Below are 20970 nucleotides of genomic sequence, written 5' to 3'. Positions count from 1 at the left end.
ACCGAGCCGCGATCCAATCGTTATCGCCGCACGCGAAGTCCTCAGCCGAGGTCGAGGGCCAGGGCGAGGTCCGCCACCACCTCGGCGCCCGGCAGGTCGCCGACCAGCGCGCCGGGGACCAGCAGCTTGGAGCGGCGCAGGCCGGAGCCCAGGACCGCGACGTCGGCAGCGAGCACCCGGGCGTCGACCAGCACCCGCCACGGGGCGGGCAGCCCGATCGGCGTGATCCCGCCGTACTCCATCTCGGACTCGGCGACGGCGCGCTCCGTCGGCAGGAACGAGGCCTTCCGGACGTGCAGCAGCCGCTTGACGCGGTTGTTGACGTCGGCCCGGGTGTCGGCCCGCACCACGCACGCGGCGACCCGCTCCTCGCCGTCGCGACGCCCGGAGACGACTACGCAGTTCGCGCTCGCGTCCAGCGGTACGGCGTACGCCTCGGTCATCGCCGCGGTGTCGGCCAGGGCCGGGTCGATCTCGACGACCGCGACCCGGTCTCCGTGCGGCCAGGCGGCGAGCGCAGCTGCGACGGGGGCGGCGAGCAGGTCGGTGCGCTCGAGCGCGGGCAGCGAGGTCAGCGACGGGAAGGCGGGCAGGTCCACCGGCTCATCATCTGCCATTCATCCGCCGCGCGCGGCGCGGCCACCCCGCCGACACGCCGACCTGGCAGAACCGGACCGTGAGCCTCCTCCCCTCGCTCCGCCCCCCGCTCCGGCCCGCTGCTCCGGCTCCCCGGCTCGTGGTCACGCCGGCGGTCGTCGCGCACCGGGGCGCGAGCGGATACCGCCGCGAGCACACTCTCGACGCCTACCGCACGGCTGTCGCGATGGGCGCGGACGCCGTCGAGCTCGACCTGGTGCCGACCGCCGACGGCGTCCTGGTGGTGCGCCACGAGAGCGAGCTGAGCCGCAGCACCGACGTCGCCGAGCACGCCGCGCTGGCGCCGCTGCGCACGACCAAGGTGATCGGCGGTCGCCCGGTGACCGGCTGGTTCACCGAGGACCTGACCCTCGACCAGGTCCGGACGCTGACCGCGCGGGAGCGGCTGCCGGGCCTGCGGGCCCCGCGCCCGGACCGGTCCGCCGCGGGCGTGCCGACGTTCGCGGAGGTGCTGGCCGTCCTGGGCGAGGAGTCGGCCCGGCACCGCCGGGCGGTCGGGGTGCTGGTCGAGCTCAAGGACCCGGCGTACTTCGCCGGCCTGGGGCTGCCGCTGGAGGATCCGCTGCTGGCCGACCTGGCCCGACACGGGCTCGACCGGCCCCGCTCCGGGGTCACGCTGATGTCCTTCGACCCCGGCGTCCTGCGCCGGCTCGCGGCGCGCACGACACTGCCGCTGGTGCGGCTGCTCGACGTCGGGGACGACGTGGGTCCCGCGGCGCTGGACGCGGTGGCGGCGTACGCCGAGGGGGTCGGCGTGCACCAGCGGCTGGTGCTGCCGCGCACAGCCGGAGGCCGGCTCGGCGCGCCCACCCGGCTGGTCCACCAGGCCCACCGGCGCCGGCTGACAGTGCACGCCTGGACGCTGCGTGCGGAGAACGCGTTCCTTCCGCTCGAGCACCGGCGTGGGGACGACCCGGCCGTGCTGGGGGACCACCGGGCTGCCGTCGGGACCCTGCTCGACGCCGGGGTCGACGGGATCATCACCGACCACCCCGACCTGGTCCTCGACGCGGTCCGGGCCCACGGGCGCCGGACCTGAGCCGTCACTCGGCCCGGGGCCGGTCGTCCTTCCGGGCCTCGCGCCGCCCGCCGAGCGTGGTGGCGAGCAGGCCGGCGAGACCCGCGAGCACCCACGGCAGCGGCATCAGCCAGCGGACGGAGCCGAGGCTCACCACGTCGCCCTGGACCAGTCCCCAGATGCCGACCAGGCCGAGCAGGGCCACCCCCAGCACCAGGTGGGCGACGTTGACCGGGTGCCGGCCGGCCGGCAGCCGGCGGAAGGGGTCGGTGCTCATCGGGCGATCTCCTTGCTCTGTGCTTCCGGGCTCTCCGGGCTCTCCGGGGCCGCCGGGGCCGCCTGGCGCACCCGCACCTCGCCGATGCCGAGGTCGGCCTCGATCACGAGGGCGCCGGTGATCGAGGAATCGGTGCCGTCGAGGCCGGCCCCGCTGCTGACACCGAAGCCGCCGTTGTCCTCGCCGAAGAGGCGCACGTTGCCGATCCCGACCTCGCCCTCCGCCCGGACGGCGAGCCCGGCCGGCACGATCACCTCGAGCTGGCCGATCCCGGCCTCGACGCGCACCCGGCGACCCGCGAGCTCCGCCGGGTCCGCGACCTGCGAGAGGTCCAGGACCAGCTCGCCGGAGCGGATCTCGTAGCCGCTCTCGACCTCCGCAGCGGTCTGCGGGGTCTCCAGGACCGAGCGCTGCTCGACCTGGTCCACGGCGGTGTCGGCGGCCATCGCGAACGCCGCCAGGAGCCCGACCAGGATCAGCCCGCCGGCCCGGCCGTAGAAGGCCCCGACGACCAGGAGCACGCCGCAGACGGCCACGACGACGGCGGGATAGGCGCCCTCGGCGACCTCGGTGCCCGTGCCGTCGAGCAGACCCAGCACGCCGAGCCCGAGGAGGGACAGGGCGAGGGCGGCCCAGAAGAGCAGCGGGCCACAGCGCCGGGGGTTGCGGGGGGCCGGCGCGACGGGGCCGGGCTGGGCCGGTCCGTAGCCGGGGGCCCCGGGGGCCGGGGGCCCGTACCCCGGGGCAGGTGGCCCGTAGCCGGGGGCGGGTGGCCCGTAGCCCGGGGCCGGGGGGCCGTAGACCGGCGCGGGCGGCTTGCGCCGGGTCAGCGCCACGGCCGCGACCACTGCCAGCAGCGCCAGCGGCCAGGGGTAGCCCCAGCCGCCGAGGGTGTCGCCGAGCAGGCTCAGCCCGGCGACGGTCCCCACGATGACCAGCGCGACGGTGCGGCTGCGCTCGTCGAGCGGCACGATCGGCGGGCGGCCGTCGTCCTCGGGCACCAGCAGCCAGCAGCCGGCGTACACGATCAGGCCGGCCCCGCCGAAGAAGATCAGCACGACCAGCGCGACCCGAAGCACGACGGGGTCGACGTCCAGGTGCCGACCGAGCCCGCCGGCGACGCCGGCGACCCGGCGGTCGGTGGTGCTGCGACGCAGGCGACCCAGGTCGCGGACGTCGTCGCGGGAGACCCGGGGCCCGCCGTCGGGCTCGGTGGGTGCATCGGGAGGGCTGCTGGTCATGGCACCAGCCTGCTGCCTCGAGCCGCCCGCGACCATCGGGGACGCCCCTGAGTCCGACCTGATCGGGACCGGGGTCTGCGGTGGTGGCGGGTCAGGGTCGGGCCGGGGTCGGACCCGATGCCCCGCGGGCCCGCGCTGTGTGACGATGAACCGGTCATGACCACCACCAGCGCCCCCGCCGGCTCCCGCGAGGTCCGCAAGGCCTACCGCGACACCCAGGACGTGGTCATCGGCGGCGTGGCCGCGGGACTGGCCCGGCACCTGGGAGTGCAGGTGCTGTGGGTGCGCGCCGCGTTCGTGCTCACCTCGGTGCTCGGCCTGCTGGGCGTGGTGATGTACGCCGCCCTGTGGATGGTGCTGCCCGCCGAGGCCCACTTCGAGACCCAGGCGCCGGGCCTGGAGAGCGCGACCCGGTCCGGGCGCCGTCCCGGCCGGCGCCGGCGCCTGCTGGACGTCGGGCCCTCGATCGCGCTGGCCGCGCTGGGCCTGGGCGTGCTGCTGATGGTCGAGGCCGCGCTGGGCCGGGGGGCGATCCTGTGGCCGCTGTTCATCGGCGTCCTCGGGCTGGCCCTGCTCTGGCGGCAGGCCGACGAGGCCCAGCGTGAGCGTTGGCGCGACACCACCGACCGCATCGACCCGTTCAGCATCATCTTCGGCAGCGGCGGCTGGCCAGCGATCGCCCGGATCGTCACCGGCGTGCTGCTCGTGCTCTCCGCGGCCCTGATCGTGGGCTTCGACGGTCGCTCGCTCAGCGACGCCCGCGGGGTCCTGGCCGGAGCGGTGCTGGTGCTCGTCGGCGTCGGGGTCGTGGCTGGTCCGTGGATCCACCGGCTGGCCAGCGACCTCTCGGCGGAGCGCGAGGAGCGGGTCCGCACCCAGGAGCGCGCCGACGTCGCCGCCCACCTGCACGACTCGGTCCTCCAGACGCTGGCGCTGATCCAGAAGAACGCCGACGACGCTGCCACGGTGGCGCGGCTGGCCCGCTCCCAGGAGCGCGACCTGCGGGCTTGGCTCTATTCGGGGGAGTCGACCGACCAGAGCACGATCGCGAGCGCCCTGCGCGGCGCGGCGGCGGAGGTCGAGGACGCCCACGGCATCTCGGTGGACGTGGTCACGGTCGGCGACGCTCCCGTCGAGGAGTCCCTGCGCCCGCTGCTCGCCGCGACCCGGGAGGCCCTGACCAACGTCGCCAAGCACGCCGGCACCGGTCGCGCCGACCTGTACGCCGAGGTCGTCGACGCGCAGGTGGACGTCTTCGTGCGCGACCGCGGCCGGGGGTTCGACCCCGACGCCGTGCCGCCGGACCGCTACGGCGTACGCCGCAGCATCGTGGACCGCATGGAGCGCCACGGCGGGACCGCGCAGATCCGCTCGACCCCGGGCGAGGGCACCGAGGTGCACCTGCACCAGCCCCGCCCGCACCACCAGGAACCACGAGGAGACGACGATGAGTGAGCCCGACGCCCCGGTGCGGGTGGTGGTGGTCGATGACCACGCGATGTTCCGCCGCGGGGTGCGCGCGGAGCTGGAGGCCGCCGGTGCCGGCGTCGTGGAGGTCGTCGCGGAGGCCGCGGACGTCGACGAGGCGGTCGCCGCGGTCGCCCAGCACCGGCCCGACGTGGTCCTGCTCGACGTACACCTGCCCGGGGGCGGGGGCGTGGAGGTGATGCGGCGCGACTCCGCCCCCGGGACCTGCTACCTGGCGCTGAGCGTCTCCGACGCCGCCGAGGACGTCATCGGCACCATCCGCGGCGGCGCCCGCGGCTACGTCACCAAGACGATCACCGGACCGGAGCTGGTCTCCGCGATCCGGCGGGTCGCCGACGGCGACGCCGTGTTCTCGCCCCGGCTGGCGGGCTTCGTCCTGGACGCGTTCGCCGGCTCCATCGAGGTCGCGGCCGTCGACGAGGACCTGGACCGGCTGACCGAGCGGGAGCGGGAGGTGATGCGGCTGATCGCCCGTGGCTACGCCTACAAGGAGGTCGCCAAGGAGCTGTTCATCTCGATCAAGACCGTCGAGACCCACATGTCGAACGTGCTGCGCAAGCTCCAGCTCTCCTCCCGGCACGAGCTGACCCGCTGGGCCTCGGACCGCCGACTGCTCTAGCCCGCCTGCCCGGACCGATCGTTTCGCGCTCCGGCGACCCGGGTACCCCCGGTCGTTTCGCCGGGTCCGAGCCGGTCGTCCACCCCGAGCAGGAGGCAGCCGTGAGCGAGACGCAGGAGGTCGGCGAGGGGGTCGACGACGAGGGCCTGAAGCAGGGGATCACCGGACGGCTGCTCTACTTCTACGTCCTCGGGGACGTGCTCGGCTCCGGCATCTACGTGCTGATCGGCTCGGTCGCCCTCGCGGTCGGCGGGGCGTTCTGGATCGCTTTCGCGGTCGGCATCACGGTCGCCACGATCACCGGGCTGGCCTACGCCGAGCTGGTCACGAAGTACCCCCAGGCCGCCGGCGCGGCGCTGTACGTCAACAAGGCGTTCCGCAACCCGGTGCTGACCTTCCTGATCACGATCTGCATGCTCTCCGCGACGTACGCCGCGGCCGGGTCGCTCGCGACCGGCTTCGCGTCGTACTTCCAGGAGGTGTGGGCGCTGCCGCCCGAGCTGCTGCTGACCGTGGCCTTCATCATCGCGCTGGCGATCGTGAACTTCATCGGCATCACCGAGTCCGCGGTCGCGAACATGCTGATGACCTTCGTCGAGATCGCCGGCCTGGCCATCGTGCTGCTGATCGGGATCTGGTACATCGCCCAGGGCGACGCCCGGTTCACGACGCTGGTGGAGTTCGAGACCACCGAGTCCAACGCGGTGCTCGGGGTGATCGCCGGCGTGGCGCTGGCGTTCTTCGCGATGACCGGCTTCGAGAACGCCGCCAACGTCGCCGAGGAGACCATCGACGCGCCGCGCACCTTCCCGCGCGCCCTGATCGGGGGCATGGTCACCGCCGGCATCATCTACGTGCTGGTGGCGATGGCCACCGCGCTGACCGTCGAGGTCGGGGTGCTCCAGGATGCCGGCGCCGCCGGCGACCCGGCACTGCTGGAGGTGATCGAGGAGGGGATCATCCCGGTGCCGGTGGGGTTCATGACCATCCTCTTCGCGATCATCGCGATGGTGGCGATCACCAACACCACGCTGGTCGCGCTGGTCACCCAGTCCCGCATCCTCTACGGGATGGCCCGCGAGGACATCGTTCCCGGGATCTTCGGCAAGATCCACTCCACCCGGCGCAGCCCGTGGGTGGCGCTGATCTTCTCCGCGCTGGTCGTCATCGGCCTGCTGATCTCCGGCGCCGACATCGCGCGGCTCGCGACCGTCACCGTCGTCTTCACGCTGTTCATCTATGCGCTGGTGATCGTCTCCGCGCTCAAGCTGCGTGGCCACGACGAGGACGAGCGGACGTTCACCGCCCCGCGGGCCCTGCTGCTCCTCGGCATCATCGGCAACATGGTCCTGCTGGTCTACGTGGTCTACGACGACCCGGCCTCGCTGCTGTGGTGCGCCGCACTGCTGGCCATCGGCCTCGTCCTGTACATCCTGGAGTCGATCTTCGGGGACCGCGGCGGCAGGCAGGGGACCCCGGATCCGGACGCCTCGCCGCAGACCCAGCCGCACACCGCGTCCCCGACCGAGGAGGGCTGAGCCGTGCACGTCGTCATCGCCACGGACGGATCGCGTCAGTCGCTGACCGCCGCCCGCTACTTCAAGTCCTTCGCCGACCCGGAGCGGATCACGGCGATCACGGTGGTCGCGGTGATCCGGCCGCTGGCCGCGGTGTCCTTCGCCGACGAGCTCTCCGCGATGGGTACCAAGCGCCCCGACCTGGAGTCGGCGACGTTCCGGGAGGCGGCCGAGGGTGCCCTCGAGGTCGTCTCGGAGGTCTTCGCCGACTGGGGCCCGCGGGTCCAGCGGCGGATCCGCTCGGGCTCGCCGGCCAGCGAGATCATCAAGGTCGCCAAGGTCGTCGGCGCCGGCCTGGTGGTCGTCGCCAGTGGGAGCCGCGGGCTCAGCGAGACCGTGCTGCTCGGTAGCACCGCCCAGCGGGTGCAGCACTCCGCACCCTGCCCGGTGCTGGTCGTCCGGCCCGCCCCCCGGCCGCCGAAGCCCAAGGTCGCGAAGGCCAAGACCCCCCGGGCCGTCGCGAGCAAGCCCGCGACCTAGGATCACGGGCGTGGAGACCCTGCGCCTGATCCTGCTGTTCGTGCACATCCTCGGCTTCGCCGCGCTGCTCGGCGGGCTGCTGGTCCAAGCCCGGGAGTCGGGCCCCAAGCGGGTCAACGCGCTGATGCGCGACGGCGCCGGCACCGCCTTCCTGACCGGTCTCGCCCTGGTGGGCGTCCTCGAGGCCACCGACGGCGTCGACGTCAACCACGCCAAGATCGCTGTCAAGCTCGTGATCAGCCTGGTGATCCTGGTCCTGGTGATGGCCAACCTGCGCAAGGAGCGGATCCCCCAGGGCCTGTGGCTGGGCCTGCTCGCCCTCACGGTCCTCAACATCGGCGTCGCGACGTTCTGGACCTCCGCGCACCTCTGAGCTGGGCGCCCCCGCCGCGGCTTGTAACGCGACGTTCGCTGCTCTGGGCGCCTGCTGCAACGGGCGCCTAGTGGTGCGAACGTCGCGTTACAAGCAGACGATCGGCCCTGCAGCGTCCCCCGCGTCCGGCCGGCCGGTCAGGCCGTACGGCGCGCCCGGCGGCGTACGACGTACGGCGACAGGTCCTCGATCGAGGTGCCGAAGCGTGCGTCGGTGTCGGCCAGCTCCCGCTCCAGCCGGGCCGCGGCGGCCTCCCGGCCAGGGCCGAGCACGTCGGCGACGGTCAACCGGCTCATTCCCAGCTTGAAGCCGCACAGCCAGTCCTGGCGCTTCTTCTCCTCCCAGACCACGTCCTCGGCGGGACGGTCGGCGAGTCCACCGGCCTCTCGGCGCCGGTACTTCACCTGCCCGTCGAACTCGATCAGGTGACGTCCCAGGCGCAGGTCGACGAAGGCGGTGCGACCTTCCCGCGACAGCCCGAACTGGGTCTCGGGGCGGCCGCGCCCGAGACTCTCCACCAGCAGCCGGGCGAGTGTCTCGCCCCACGACTCCGCGCCCGCGTCGGCCAGGTCGACGGCCTGCCGGGCAATCGTGACGTGCGGCCAGTTCCTCATCCGGTCCAGCACCGCAGTGAACTCCGCCGGGCCGGAGCCGGCGTGGAGCGCCGCGTCGACCGTGACCACGCCGGGCAGCAGCCCCCGGTCCCGGGCGATGTCGAGCGCGGTGCGCGCCCGTCCGAGGACCCCGATGCCGTCGACGACCGTCGGCAGGTCCGCCGGGCCGTACGGCGCCCGGTGGTGCTTCACGCCGTGGCGCCGCCGGGTCCGCTGCGGCGCCGGCGGGGCGTCGGGGGGCACCGGGACCGTCAGGTGGGTCCAGGAGACCTTGGGCAGCAGGATGGGCAGGCCCCACACGATCGCGGCGCTGTCGTGGCTGCGGACGTGCCGCACCCGGGTGGTCAGGCAGGCCGCGTCGTCACGCAGGCGCTGGCGCTCGGCGCGGGTGGCGAGGGTCGCGACGTACGCCCGCTCGGCGTACACGCCGCGGCGTACGGCGACCCAGTCGCCGTCCCGGACCAAGCGGTCGATCGCCTGCGGGGCCAGCCCGGCGGCGCGGGCCGCGGCGCGGGTGATGAGGTGGTGGCGGCGGAACGCCCCCTCGAGCATCGGGTTCATGACCCGACCGTCGTCGCCACCGGCCCCGGCCCTGCCGGGCCCGCCGTACGGCTGGGGACGAGGCGTGCCCCGGGTCCGGCTGTGGACGGTGGCCGGTCGCCGCTGGGGGCCCCGAGCTGTTGTAACGCGACGTTCGCTGCTCTGGACGCCTGCTGCAGCGGGCGCCTAGTGATGCGAACGTCGCGTTACAAGGGTCGGGGCCCCGACTCCGCCCCCGCCGACCCCGGCTCCGGGGGTGGCCGGACGTAGGCTTGCGGACAGCATGAGCACCCTTCCTGGCTTCGAGCACCTGACCGACGCGCCCGCTCCCGAGGCGCCCCGCACCCAGCGGCGCGGGCCCTCCCGCGAGGAGCTGCTGGAGGGGCTCAACGACCCCCAGCGCGCGGCGGTGGTCCACGAGGGGACGCCGCTGCTGGTCGTGGCCGGCGCCGGCTCGGGCAAGACCCGGGTGCTGACCCGCCGGATCGCCTGGCTGATCTCCGAGCGCGGCGCGCACCCCGGCTCGATCCTGGCCATCACCTTCACCAACAAGGCGGCGGCCGAGATGAAGGAGCGCGTCGAGGCCCTGGTCGGCAAGCGCGCCCGGATCATGTGGGTCTCGACGTTCCACTCGGCCTGCGTGCGCATCCTGCGCAAGGAGATCGAGCGGCTCGGCTACAAGTCGTCGTTCTCGATCTACGACGCCGCCGACCAGAAGCGGCTGATGGGGATGATCATCAAGGACCTCGACCTCGACGCCAAGCGCTACCAGCCCGGCCCGCTGCTCAACTGGGTCTCCAACCACAAGAACGAGCTGCGCGACGCCGAGGCCGCCGCGAAGGAGGCCGGCAACAAGCTCGAGGAGACGTACGCCGCGGCGTACACGATCTACCAGCAGCGGCTGCGCCAGGCCAACGCCCTGGACTTCGACGACCTGATCATGCACACGGTGCACCTGTTTCAGGCCTACCCCGACGTGCGCGAGGTCTACCGGCGCCGGTTCCGGCACGTGCTGGTCGACGAGTACCAGGACACCAACCACGCCCAGTACGCCCTGATCCACCAGCTGTGCGCCGACGTCCCCGGTGCCGACGAGGAGGCCGAGCACAGCGGCGGCGAGCGGATCGAGCCGGCCGAGCTGATGGTGGTCGGCGACGCCGACCAGTCGATCTACGCCTTCCGCGGCGCGAACATCCGCAACATCCTGGACTTCGAGCAGGACTTCGCCAACGCGACCACGATCCTGCTGGAGCAGAACTACCGCTCCACCCAGACCATCCTCACCGCTGCCAACTCCGTGATCACCAACAACGCCGGCCGCAAGCCCAAGCGGCTGTGGTCCGACGCCGGGGACGGCGAGCGGATCGTCGGGTACGTCGCCGACGACGAGCACGACGAGGCGCGCTTCGTCTCCTCCGAGATCGACAAGCTCGTCGACCAGGGCGCGCGCGCCGCCGACATGGCCGTCTTCTACCGGACCAACGCCCAGTCCCGGGTCTTCGAGGAGGTGTTCATCCGCACCGGCCAGCCGTACAAGGTGGTCGGCGGGGTGCGCTTCTACGAGCGCCGCGAGGTCCGCGACGCGCTGGCGTACCTGCGGATGCTGGCCAACCCCGACGACGAGGTCTCGCTGCGGCGGATCCTGAACACCCCCAAGCGTGGCATCGGGGACCGCGCCGTCGCGTGCGTGACGGCGCTGGCCGAGCGCGAGCGCACCACGTTCTGGGAGGCGCTGCGCCGCGCGGACCAGGCGCCGGGCCTCGCCACCCGGTCGCTGAGCAGCATCACCGGCTTCGTCGCCATGGTCGAGGAGCTGCAGTCGATGGTGGCGGCGGGGGAGCGGGCCGACGTCGTGCTCGAGTCCGTGCTGGCCCGGTCCGGCTACCTCGCCGAGCTCGAGGAGTCCGACGACCCCCAGGACGCCACCCGGGTGGAGAACCTCGCCGAGCTGGTCGCGGTGGCGCGCGAGTTCAGCGACGACCCGGTCGCCGGCCCGTCGGCCGATCCCTCCGACGTGGAGGCCGGCACCGTGCGGCCCGGCCTCGTCGACTTCCTGGAGCGGGTGGCGCTGGTCGCCGACACCGACCAGATCCCCGAGGGCGAGGAGGGGGTCGTCACGCTGATGACCCTCCACACCGCCAAGGGGCTGGAGTTCCCGGTCGTGTTCCTCACCGGCCTCGAGGACGGCGTCTTCCCGCACGCGCGGGCCCTCGGCGACCAGACCGAGCTCGAGGAGGAGCGGCGCCTGGCGTACGTCGGGATCACGCGCGCCCGCGAGCGGCTCTACATCTCCCGGGCCGTGGTCCGCTCGGCCTGGGGTGCGCCCTCGCACAACCCCGCGTCCCGGTTCCTCGACGAGCTCCCGATCGACCTGGTCGACTGGCGCCGCACGGAGGCCTCCCAGACCCGTTGGGGCCGGCCCAACCTCGCCGAGCAGTCCGGCAACCGGCTGGGGACCCCCACCGCGGCCGGTCGTCGCAACTTCTCCTCCGCGGCGCTGCGCGCGGACGCCGCCGCGAAGGCGAAGCCGGGCCGCGAGGTGCCGTCGCTGGAGCCGGGCGACCGGGTGCTGCACGACTCGTTCGGCATGGGGACCGTGGTCGCGCTCGAGGGGGTCGCCGACAAGGCTGTCGCCTCGATCGACTTCGGGTCCGAGGGCGTCAAGCGGCTGCTGCTGCGCTACGCCCCGGTGGAGAAGCTGTAGCGACACCCGGGCGCGACCCGGTGCGGGGCGCGCCCGGGCGACGCTCAGCCGCGCGTCAGTGGGTGGTGATCAGCGTCAGGGCGTGATGCCGTGGTGGCTGAGGGCGGCGTACGGGTCGACCGGGTCGCCGGCGCCCGGGCGCACCTCGAGGTGCAGGTGCGGGCCGGTGACGTTGCCGGTCGAGCCGACCGTGCCGATCTGCTCGCCGGCGCGGACCTGGTCGCCGACCGAGACGTTGACGGTGGTCTGGTGGCAGAGCCACACCTCGGTGCCGTCCTCGAGGGTGAGCACTGTCTTGTTGCCGTACGCGCCGTCGTAGCCGGTCTCGGTGATGGTGCCGTTGGCGACAGCCAGGATCGGGGTGCCGGTGGGGGCGGCGAAGTCGAGGCCGGTGTGGTAGTTCGCCCACAGGCCGTAGTCGCCGAACTCCGCGGTGAGGCGGTAGCCGTTGATCGGCAGCACCCACTGGTTGAGCTTGATCTTCTCGGCCTGCTTCTCGGCCTGGGCCGCGAGCTCGCCCAGCGCGTCGGCGCGCAGCCGGTTCTGCTGCTCGGCGGCGGCCACCAGCTCGGACTCGGCGGTGTCCGCGAGGGCCTGCCGGGAGTTGTCGCTGCGGCTGACGACCGCGCGGCGGTCGACGGTCTCGATGGTCGCGCTGCTGCTGAACCCGCTCAGGGCGCTCGCCTGTACGGGCACCTCGGTGGTGGAGCTGGACCGGACGGTCTCGCCCACGGTCAGTGCGGCGCCGCTGGCGGACACGGCGAGCGCGGCGACGCCGAGCAGGACCGGGACCGGGGGAAGCGCCCGCAGCCGGGAGCCGCGAGTGGGCTTGACGGCCTTGCGTCGCCCCGGCTGGGCCTGGACGAGCGGGAGCTGCTCGGTGCGGTCGTCGTCGCCGAACAGCGTCGTGCTGTCCAGCGCGGCGGCCGGCTCGTCCTCGACGCGTACGACGGTCTCGGCGAGGCCGAAGCGCGCGGGGTCGAGCGGCCGGGCGGCCGGCACGACCGGGGGAGTGGTCACCTCGACGGCGACGTCGAGCACGGCGTCGAGCACCGGATCGGTGCTGCGGTCGAGGACGGAAGTGTGGGGACCGGCGGAGGTGGGTACGGATCGACCAGCGACTCGGCGGCCGTCGTACCTGTCCTGACGGGTCTCCGAGGGGCGACGGCGAGGGCCGCGGCGTTCCGCTCGGTGGTTACCCATGAATCATTGACTCCGGAGGATCGGCTTCGTTGAAGATCGGTCAGCGGCTGTGACTGTAACGGAACGATGACGGCCACTGAAACTCGCCTGGCCCCGATTCGACCACGACTCCCGGGCTTGCGGTGTCGTTATCCCCAGACTTGATGGGAACTTGGCGGTCTGGACCGGGCGAACGCGTGAGCGGGCTCACCTCGCGGGGCTGTTTTCGGCGCTTGCGCCTGGATGGCTCCGGTTACCGGGTCGGGTATGCCGTGCGTCACGAACGCCGCCCTGGCACTCGTGGCGAGCGGCGTCCGGCACTAGGGTGCCGGAGTTGTGCCGAGCCGCAGTGCTGCTCCACGCGGGCCACGCGACTCGCATCCGTGATCACACGCGACTACAGACTGGTGGACTCAGTGGACCTGATGGAGTACCAGGCGAAGGAGCTCTTCGCCAAGCATGACGTGCCGGTGACACTCGGCATCGTCGCCAACACCCCCGCCGAGGCTCGCGAGGCCGCCGAGAAGCTCGGTGTCGTCGTCGTCAAGGCGCAGGTCAAGGCCGGCGGCCGGGGCAAGGCGGGCGGCGTCAAGCTCGCCAAGACCCCCGACGAGGCGCAGGCCCACGCCGAGGCGATCCTCGGGATGGAGATCAAGGGCCTCACCGTCAACCGCGTCCTGATCGCCCCGGCCGCGAGCATCGAGGAGGAGTACTACTTCTCGTTCCTGCTCGACCGGGCGAACCGTCGCTACCTGTGCATCGCGAGCGTCGAGGGCGGTGTGGAGATCGAGGAGGTCGCCAAGACCAACCCCGACGCCGTCAAGCAGATCCCGATCGACCCGGGCACCGGCGTCGACGAGGAGAAGGCCAAGGCGATCGTGGCCGAGGCCGGCTTCCCCGAGGCTCTGGTCGACCAGGCCGTGCAGACGGTCCTGACGCTGTGGAAGGTCTTCGTCGAGGAGGACGCCACGCTGGTCGAGGTGAACCCGCTGGCCCGTCTGGCCGGTGACAAGCTCGAGGCGCTGGACGGCAAGGTCTCGCTCGACGAGAACGCCGAGTTCCGCCACGCCGACCACGCCGCGTTCGAGGACAAGGCCGCGGCCGACCCCCTCGAGGCGAAGGCCAAGGAGAAGGGCCTCAACTACGTCAAGCTCGACGGCGCTGTCGGCATCATCGGCAACGGCGCGGGTCTCGTGATGAGCACCCTCGACGTGGTCGCGTACGCCGGTGAGGCGCACGGCGGCGTGAAGCCCGCCAACTTCCTCGACATCGGCGGCGGCGCCTCCGCGCAGGTGATGGCGGACGGTCTCGACGTGATCCTCAACGACCCGCAGGTCAAGAGCGTCTTCGTCAACGTCTTCGGTGGCATCACGTCCTGCGACGCGGTCGCCAACGGCATCGTGGGCGCGCTGGAGATCCTCGGTGACGAGGCGAGCAAGCCCCTCGTCGTACGCCTCGACGGCAACAACGTGGAGGAGGGCCGCCGCATCCTCGCGGAGGCCAACCACCCGCTGGTGACGCTGGTGGACACCATGGACGGTGCGGCCGACAAGGCCGCCGAGCTCGCGAACAAGGCAGGGGTCTGAGAATGTCGATCTTTCTGAACAAGGACTCCAAGGTCATCGTCCAGGGCATCACCGGCGGTGAGGGCACCAAGCACACCCGCCTGATGCTCAAGGCCGGGACCAACGTCGTCGGCGGCGTCAACGCCCGCAAGGCCGGCACCACCGTGACCCACCAGGACGCGGACGGCAACGACGTCGAGCTGCCCGTGTTCGCCTCGGTCGCCGAGGCGATCAAGGAGACCGGCGCCGACGTGTCGGTCGCGTTCGTGCCGCCGGCGTTCACCAAGGACGCCGTGATCGAGGCCATCGACGCCGAGATCGGGCTCCTGGTGATCATCACCGAGGGCGTGCCGGTGCAGGACAGCGCCGAGTTCTGGGCCTACGCCCAGGGCAAGCAGACGCGCATCATCGGCCCGAACTGTCCCGGCATCATCACGCCGGGGGAGGCGCTCGCGGGCATCACCCCCGCCACGATCGCCGGCAAGGGCCCGGTCGGGCTGGTGTCGAAGTCGGGCACGCTGACCTACCAGATGATGTTCGAGCTGAAGGACTACGGCTTCTCGACCGCCATCGGCATCGGCGGCGACCCGATCATCGGGACCACCCACATCGACGCCCTCGAGGCGTTCGAGGCGGACCCCGAGACCAAGGCGATCGTGATGATCGGCGAGATCGGTGGCGACGCGGAGGAGAAGGCCGCGGCGTACATCAAGGAGCACGTCACCAAGCCGGTCGTCGGCTACGTCGCCGGCTTCACCGCTCCCGAGGGCAAGACGATGGGCCACGCCGGCGCCATCGTCGCCGACGGCGCGGGCACGGCCCAGGGCAAGAAGGAGGCCCTCGAGGCCGCCGGGGTCAAGGTCGGCAAGACGCCGTCCGAGACCGCCGCGCTGATGCGGGAGATCCTGCAGGCGCTCTGAGCCCAGCACCACGAAGGCCCGCTCCCGTCCGGGGGCGGGCCTTCGTGCGTCCCGACCCGGGACTCCTCGGGCACTCCCCGCGCTTCTGGGGGCTTGCAATCCCCGAGAACCCTGGGGATCCCCGGTGTACCGGGGATCCTCGACCCCCGCCCGCTCACCCCCGCGGCGGCGGGAGGTACTGCAGCCGCTGGAGGGCCCGCTCGGCGAGGGCGACGAACTCCGGGTCGGAGATCTGGACCCGGCCGGAGGGCACGAAGCCGACCTGGGAGACCGCCGTGCCGTTGCGGACCAGGGCCACCAGGTAGCGGATCGAGCGGTCGTCGGAGACCTCGGTGGTCACGTCCCACACCGACAGGTCGGTACGCCGGCCGCTGCGGTCGGCGATCTCCTCGACCTCGCTGCCGAGGTCACGGTCCGGGCAGCGGGCGATCCGGGCGCGGATGTCCTGGACGAACCGGCGGGCGCGCCGCTCGCTGGTGGACCCGACGGTCTGGGTGATGCCGAACTCGGCGGGCAGCTTCGCGCCGGGGATCACGAAGGTGCGGGTCAGCGTGTTCGACCAGGTCCGGCCCCGGAAGGAGGCGTCGTCGCAGGTGGTGGCCGCGTAGTTCTCCCGGGCCCGTCGGGGCTCGGTGCCGACCCACGGCTTGGCGACGCCGCTGGCCGGCGGCAGGTCGACGGCCGAGAGCATCGCCGGGACGGTGCCGGTCCGCGGCGGTGTGGCCGCGCGGACGGTGGGCCGGGGCTCGGCGCAGGCGCCCGCCTCGGGCAGGTCGCACAGGTCTCGCACCGCGTCGCCGAGCAGGCGGGCGGCGGGCTTCACCTCGGCCGGGCCGGACCCGGCCGCGGTGGTGGCCACCGTGGTGGTGACCCGTCCGGTGCGGGCCACGCCGGCCACGATCGTCGTCACCGGCCGGCTCCAGTCGCGCAGCACCAGCAGCGAGGCGCGGTCGCCGGCCCCCTGGACCCGGTAGGTCGCGAGCAGCTGGGTGCGGTCGGTGGTGCAGCCGGCGAACCAGTCGACGGAGGTGCGGAACGCCCGCCCCGCTGCCCGGTCGGTGGTCGAGGCCTCCGCGAGCTGCACGGTGCTGCGGGCCGGGGCCTTGCGGCGGCCCTTCGCGACCGAGGTGGCCGCGAAGGCCCGGGCCCGGGCGGTGAGGCTGCGGGAGTCGGCGTACCGCGTCGTCTGGCAGGGGAGGATCAGGCCGTCCCCGGCGGTGTTGTCGTCGGTGCGCTCCGCGGTCCAGGTGCTGTCGGGGAACCGGGCGCCGACCTGCTCGGGGGTCAGCAGGTTGTCGTCCCCGAGCTCCGGCGGCTCGGTGTCGGCGGGTGCGGAGGAGGACGAGTCGTCGCCGCTGCCGGTGAGGCCGGCGCCCTCCAGGCTCGGGCGGACACCGCCGGTGTCGGTGACCACGAGGCCGCTGACGACCACCGCGGCGACGGCGACCAGGGCCCCGAGCGCCGCCTGGGTACGCCGGCGGCGGGTGCCCGCGCGCCGCAGGATCCCGGGCTGGGGGAACCGGACCCGGGACACGACCTCGGCCAGCGGGGAGAGCAGGGTCCGGACCTCGGCGGTGGTGACGCCGGTGGCCATCGACACCTGGGCGGTCGCGATCTGGAGCTGGCGCTCGGCCTCGTCGCGGGTGATGCCGATCTCGCGGGCGTGGTCGGCGAGGGTGCCGTTGGCCAGCAGGGTCAGCAGCAGGATCCGGCGCTGCTCGGTGGTGAGAGCGGCGAGGGCGTCCAGGGTCGCGCGGGCGTCCTCGTCGAGGTCCTTCTCCCGGTGCCAGGGACGGGCGGAGTGCCGGCGCTGGGCGTGCGCCCACGCCTGCGGACGGGTCCACGCCTCGGGGTCCTCGGACCGGCTCACCTTGGCCCAGTGGTGCCAGGTGATCACGAACGCGTCCCGGACCGCGCCGCGCGCGGCCGGCAGGTCGCCGGTCAGCGCGAAAGCCTGCAGCAGCAGGCGCTCGCGGGCGTCCTGGTAGAACGCGTCGAAGTCGGAGGGGTCCTTCATGGCGCCCTCCAAGGTACGCGACCGGTCCCCGGCTCGGCGTGGGAGCCACCGGGTCCCGGACCCGCGGGCGATGATGTCCGGGTCATGACGTCCCTGCTCCCCGCCTCGGCCCGGGTCCGCGTGGACCTGCGGCACCGCCGACCGCTGCTGGCGGTCGCCACGCTCGGCGGCGCGGTCGCTGCGCTGACCACGCTCCTGGGCTGCCTCGCGCTCGGCGTCGTGGGCTGGTTCCTCACCGACGCCGGCGCCCACGGCACACCCAGTGACGGGCTCCGGGTCGGTGCGCTGGGCTGGCTGCTCGGCCACGGCTCCGGCCTGCGGGTCGGCGGGGTGCCGATCGAGGCGGTGCCGCTCGGGGTCACGCTGGTGTGCGCCTGGGTCGTGTGGCGGGTGGGCGAGTGGGTCGGCGACGCTGTCTCCGGCCACGGACCCGACGCCGACGCGATCGCGGACGGCGCCCGGGACTGGACGGTGCCCGGCGCCAGCGCCCTGCTCGCCCTCGGGTACGCCGCCGTCGCGGCGCTCACCTGCGCCGTGGCCGGCACCGCGGCGACGGCGCCCGACACCGGCGCCGTCGTGCTCTGGTCGCTGGGGCTGTGCCTGACCTTCGGCGCCTGCGGGGTGGCTGTGGGGTCCGGCCGGGCGGCGATCTGGACGGCGCTGCTGCCCGGCACCATCCGCGGCGCCGCCCTCGTCTGCCGACGGGTGCTGCTCACCTGGCTGGCCGTGTCCCTGGCGGTGCTCCTGGTCGCGCTGGTCGTCGACGCCGGTACGGCGGTCAACGTCACCGCCCAGCTGCACGCCGACGCCGGCGACGCCACGCTCTTCACGCTGCTGACCACCGCGGTGCTGCCGAACGCGACCGTCTTCTCCGGCTCCTACCTGCTCGGGCCCGGCTTCACCGTCGGGCTCGGGACCCTGGTCTCGCCCACGGCGGTGACGATCGGCGCGCTGCCGATGTTCCCGCTGCTGGCGGCGCTGCCCGACAACGGCGCCCCCGCCGCCTGGACGGCGTACCTCGTCGCGCTCGGTCCGCTGGTCGCGGCCTGGGCCGCGTACCGAGCCCTGCGCCGGCTCCCGGCCACCGGCTGGCTCGAGGGCGCGGTGCGCGGCCTCGCCGGCGGGGTGAGCGCCGGCGTGCTGTTCGGCCTGCTGGCGGCGCTCTCCGGCGGCGCGGTGGGCCCCGGCCGGATGACCGACGTCGCGCCGCTCGCGCTCGACGTCACCGTGCACGCCGTCACCGCCCTCGGCGTGGGCGGGCTCGTCGGCGGGCTGCTGGCCACCTGGCTGGGGCGCCGGGCGGAAAACCGGGAGCGCCCCGGCCGCTAGGGTGTCCGCCGTGCCGCACCCCGCCAGACCCGCCCAGCCCGCCAGGCCAGCCAGGCCAGCCAGAATCGTCGTGCTCGTCTCGGGGGCCGGCACCAACCTCCAGGCGCTGCTCGACGCCTGCGCCGATCCGGCGTACGGCGCCGAGGTGGTGGCGGTCGGGGCCGACCGCGACGGCATCGAGGGGCTGGCCCGCGCCGAGCGGGCGGGGATCCCCACGTTCGTGCACCGGGTCTCGGACTTCGCTACCCGCGAGGAGTGGGACGCCGCGATGGCGCAGGCGTGCGCGGACCACGACCCCGACCTGGTCGTCTCGGCCGGGTTCATGAAGCTCGCCGGACCGGCGTTCCTCGGGCGCTTCGGCGGCCGCTACCTCAACACCCATCCGGCCCTGTTGCCCGCGTTCCCCGGCATGCACGGCGCCGCCGACGCCCTGGCGTACGGCGTGAAGGTGGTCGGCGCGACGCTGTTCGTCGTCGACCCCGGCGTCGACACCGGCCCGATCGTGGCCCAGGCCGCGGTGCCGGTCGAGGACGACGACACCGTCGAGACCCTGCACGAGCGGATCAAGGTGGCCGAGCGCACCATGCTCGTCGCCACGGTGGGCCGGCTGGCGCGCGAGGGCTTCGCGGTCGAGGGCCGGCGGGTCCGCATCGGGTCCTGAGCCGCCGCTATGCTGGCGCTCACACGACTGGCGCAGGTGGGCAGACCACCGGGGAGTGGCCCCTTCGGGGGATCAGGGAGCATCGACCGCCTGGGTGCTCCTCCACATGATCCGTATGTCAAGCACCCCTGAGCAGGAGTTGGTCCCGTGCCCGACAACCGCGTCCCGATCAAGCGCGCGCTGGTCTCCGTCTACGACAAGTCCGGCCTCGACGAGCTCGTCCGCGGGCTCCACGAGGCGGGCGTCGTCCTGGTCTCCACCGGCGGCTCCGCGGCCCTGATCGAGGGCCTCGGCCTTCCGGTCACCCGGGTGGAGGAGCTCACCGGCTTCCCGGAGTGCCTGGACGGGCGGGTGAAGACGCTGCACCCGCGCGTGCACGCCGGCATCCTCGCCGACCGGCGCCTGGACTCCCACGTGGCGCAGCTCGCCGAGCTCGACGTGGAGCCGTTCGACCTCGTGGTGTGCAACCTCTACCCGTTCTCGCAGACCGTGGCCTCGGGCGCGGCGCCCGACGAGTGCGTGGAGCAGATCGACATCGGCGGCCCCTCGATGGTGCGCGCCGCCGCCAAGAACCACCCCTCGGTCGCGATCGCCACCTCCCCGGCGATGTACGCCGAGGTGCTGCGCGCCGCGCAGGAGGGCGGCTTCACCCTGGCCGAGCGGCAGCGGCTCGCCGCCGCCGCGTTCGCGCACACCGCGGCGTACGACGTGCAGGTCGCGAACTGGTTCGCCCACACCCTCGGGGCCGACGAGGACACCCCGTGGCCGGCGTTCCACGGCCAGGCGTTCGAGCGGAAGGCCGTGCTGCGCTACGGCGAGAACGCCCACCAGCCGGCCGCGCTCTACACCGAGATCGGCGCGGAGCCGGGCCTCGCCCACGCCGAGCAGTTGCACGGCAAGGAGATGTCCTACAACAACTACGTCGACGCGAGCGCGGCGCACCGGGCCGCCTACGACTTCGCCGACCCGGCGGTCGCGATCATCAAGCACGCGAACCCCTGCGGCATCGCCGTCGGCGCGGACGTGGCCCAGGCGCACCGCCGCGCCCACGAGTGCGACCCGGTCTCGGCGTTCGGCGGCGTGATCGCCACCAACCGGCCGGTCAGCGTCGCGATGGCCGAGCAGGTCGCGGAGGTGTTCACCGAGGTCGTCGTCGCCCCGGCGTACGAGGACGGCGCCGTGGAGGTGCTGGCCGCGAAGAAGAACATCCGCTTGCTGGTGTCCCCGCCCCCGGGCGCCGACCCCACCGAGGTCCGGCAGGTCCCGGGCGGCTCTCTCGCCCAGGTCACCGACCGGTTCCAGGCGCCCGGCGACGACCCGTCCGCGTGGACCCTGGCCACCGGCGAGGCGGCCAGCCCGGACGTGCTCGCGGACCTGGCCTTCGCCTGGCGCGCCTGCCGCTCGGTGAAGTCCAACGCGATCCTGCTGGCCAAGGACGGCGCCTCGGTCGGGGTCGGGATGGGCCAGGTCAACCGGGTCGACTCCTGCCGGCTGGCCGTGGAGCGGGCGGGGGAGCGGGCCGCCGGCTCGGTCGCCGCCTCCGACGCCTTCTTCCCGTTCGAGGACGGGCCCCAGATCCTCATCGACGCCGGGGTGAGCGCGATCGTGCAGCCCGGTGGGTCGATCCGCGACGAGCTGACCATCGAGGCGGCCAAGGCCGCCGGGGTGACGATGTACTTCACCGGCACCCGCCACTTCTTCCACTGAC

General features: G+C 73.6%; 18 protein-coding genes and 1 riboswitch. Of the genes, 12 read left to right on the top strand and 6 right to left on the bottom strand.

The annotated features are described in order from the left end of the window. Positions 1–41: 41 nt before the first annotated feature. The gene (locus tag EBO35_RS15650; RefSeq protein ID WP_396954353.1) at positions 42–599 is read right to left on the bottom strand and encodes a YbaK/EbsC family protein; all 558 of its coding nucleotides are present in this window, start codon (positions 597–599) and stop codon (positions 42–44) included. Between the two features lie 77 nt (positions 600–676). On the opposite strand from EBO35_RS15650, the gene EBO35_RS15645 reads away from it, so the two are divergent. Beyond that, positions 677–1696, top strand: a complete 1020-nt coding sequence (locus tag EBO35_RS15645; RefSeq protein WP_122818541.1) for a glycerophosphodiester phosphodiesterase family protein — start codon at positions 677–679, stop codon at positions 1694–1696. 4 nt (positions 1697–1700) lie between these two features. Here EBO35_RS15645 and EBO35_RS15640 read toward each other — a convergent pair whose 3' ends face one another. Both EBO35_RS15640 and EBO35_RS20245 read right to left on the bottom strand, forming a co-directional pair. After that, positions 1701–1952 (bottom strand): hypothetical protein, encoded by a 252-nt coding sequence (locus EBO35_RS15640; protein ID WP_122818540.1) that lies wholly within the window; start codon positions 1950–1952, stop codon positions 1701–1703. Then, positions 1949–3193, bottom strand: coding sequence for a PspC domain-containing protein (locus tag EBO35_RS20245; protein ID WP_164477994.1), 1245 nt, complete (start codon positions 3191–3193; stop codon positions 1949–1951). Before EBO35_RS20245 ends, EBO35_RS15640 begins: the two co-directional genes overlap by 4 nt. A 156-nt stretch (positions 3194–3349) precedes the next feature. On the opposite strand from EBO35_RS20245, the gene EBO35_RS15630 reads away from it, so the two are divergent. From EBO35_RS15630 to EBO35_RS15610, 5 genes are all read left to right on the top strand, one after another. Next, positions 3350–4648: an ATP-binding protein gene (locus tag EBO35_RS15630; protein ID WP_122818538.1), complete on the top strand. Its 1299-nt coding sequence runs from the start codon at positions 3350–3352 to the stop codon at positions 4646–4648. Next, complete coding sequence (locus EBO35_RS15625) at positions 4641–5300, top strand: LuxR C-terminal-related transcriptional regulator (RefSeq protein ID WP_122818537.1); 660 nt, start codon at positions 4641–4643, stop codon at positions 5298–5300. The genes EBO35_RS15630 and EBO35_RS15625 overlap by 8 nt, the downstream gene beginning before the upstream one ends. 101 nt (positions 5301–5401) lie before the next feature. Continuing rightward, positions 5402–6838, top strand: coding sequence for an APC family permease (locus tag EBO35_RS15620; protein WP_122818536.1), 1437 nt, complete (start codon positions 5402–5404; stop codon positions 6836–6838). A 3-nt stretch (positions 6839–6841) separates the two neighbouring features. After that, positions 6842–7357, top strand: a complete 516-nt coding sequence (locus EBO35_RS15615) for a universal stress protein (RefSeq protein WP_122818535.1) — start codon at positions 6842–6844, stop codon at positions 7355–7357. A 10-nt stretch (positions 7358–7367) separates the two neighbouring features. After that, positions 7368–7730, top strand: coding sequence for a hypothetical protein (locus EBO35_RS15610; RefSeq protein ID WP_122818534.1), 363 nt, complete (start codon positions 7368–7370; stop codon positions 7728–7730). A 137-nt stretch (positions 7731–7867) separates the two neighbouring features. On the opposite strand, the gene EBO35_RS15605 is transcribed toward EBO35_RS15610, so the two are convergent. Further along, positions 7868–8905, bottom strand: a complete 1038-nt coding sequence (locus EBO35_RS15605) for a type IV toxin-antitoxin system AbiEi family antitoxin domain-containing protein (protein ID WP_122818533.1) — start codon at positions 8903–8905, stop codon at positions 7868–7870. A 262-nt stretch (positions 8906–9167) separates the two neighbouring features. Between EBO35_RS15605 and pcrA the strand changes: the two genes are divergently transcribed. Continuing rightward, complete coding sequence (gene pcrA / locus EBO35_RS15600; protein ID WP_122818532.1) at positions 9168–11588, top strand: DNA helicase PcrA; 2421 nt, start codon at positions 9168–9170, stop codon at positions 11586–11588. Positions 11589–11663: 75 nt separating this feature from the next. On the opposite strand, the gene EBO35_RS15595 is transcribed toward pcrA, so the two are convergent. Continuing rightward, positions 11664–12641 carry a M23 family metallopeptidase gene (locus tag EBO35_RS15595; protein WP_164477993.1) on the bottom strand — a complete coding sequence of 326 codons (978 nt, stop codon included), beginning with the start codon at positions 12639–12641 and terminating at the stop codon, positions 11664–11666. A gap of 545 nt (positions 12642–13186) precedes the next feature. On the opposite strand from EBO35_RS15595, the gene sucC reads away from it, so the two are divergent. Beyond that, positions 13187–14356, top strand: coding sequence for an ADP-forming succinate--CoA ligase subunit beta (gene sucC, locus EBO35_RS15590; protein ID WP_122818530.1), 1170 nt, complete (start codon positions 13187–13189; stop codon positions 14354–14356). Positions 14357–14358: 2 nt separating this feature from the next. After that, positions 14359–15255: a succinate--CoA ligase subunit alpha gene (sucD, locus tag EBO35_RS15585; RefSeq protein WP_122818529.1), complete on the top strand. Its 897-nt coding sequence runs from the start codon at positions 14359–14361 to the stop codon at positions 15253–15255. Between the two features lie 154 nt (positions 15256–15409). Here sucD and EBO35_RS15580 read toward each other — a convergent pair whose 3' ends face one another. Continuing rightward, on the bottom strand, positions 15410–17272 hold the full coding sequence (locus EBO35_RS15580) for a SigE family RNA polymerase sigma factor (RefSeq protein WP_122818528.1): 1863 nt from the start codon (positions 17270–17272) through the stop codon (positions 15410–15412). A gap of 84 nt (positions 17273–17356) precedes the next feature. On the opposite strand from EBO35_RS15580, the gene EBO35_RS15575 reads away from it, so the two are divergent. The 3 genes from EBO35_RS15575 to purH all read left to right on the top strand — a co-directional run bounded on the left by EBO35_RS15575 (position 17357) and on the right by purH (position 20969). Beyond that, complete coding sequence (locus tag EBO35_RS15575; protein WP_122818527.1) at positions 17357–18601, top strand: cell division protein PerM; 1245 nt, start codon at positions 17357–17359, stop codon at positions 18599–18601. Between the two features lie 70 nt (positions 18602–18671). Further along, entirely contained in the window at positions 18672–19262 is a 591-nt protein-coding gene (purN, locus tag EBO35_RS15570) for a phosphoribosylglycinamide formyltransferase (RefSeq protein WP_241153730.1), read from the top strand. Positions 19263–19275: 13 nt separating this feature from the next. Further along, positions 19276–19365, top strand: a riboswitch (ZMP/ZTP riboswitch). A 44-nt stretch (positions 19366–19409) separates the two neighbouring features. After that, positions 19410–20969 (top strand): bifunctional phosphoribosylaminoimidazolecarboxamide formyltransferase/IMP cyclohydrolase, encoded by a 1560-nt coding sequence (gene purH / locus EBO35_RS15565; RefSeq protein WP_122818525.1) that lies wholly within the window; start codon positions 19410–19412, stop codon positions 20967–20969. Position 20970 lies beyond the last annotated feature (1 nt).

The organism is Nocardioides pantholopis, assembly GCF_003710085.1.
Taxonomy (GTDB): domain Bacteria; phylum Actinomycetota; class Actinomycetes; order Propionibacteriales; family Nocardioidaceae; genus Nocardioides; species Nocardioides pantholopis.
This window is presented reverse-complemented; position numbering and strand designations above follow the sequence as displayed.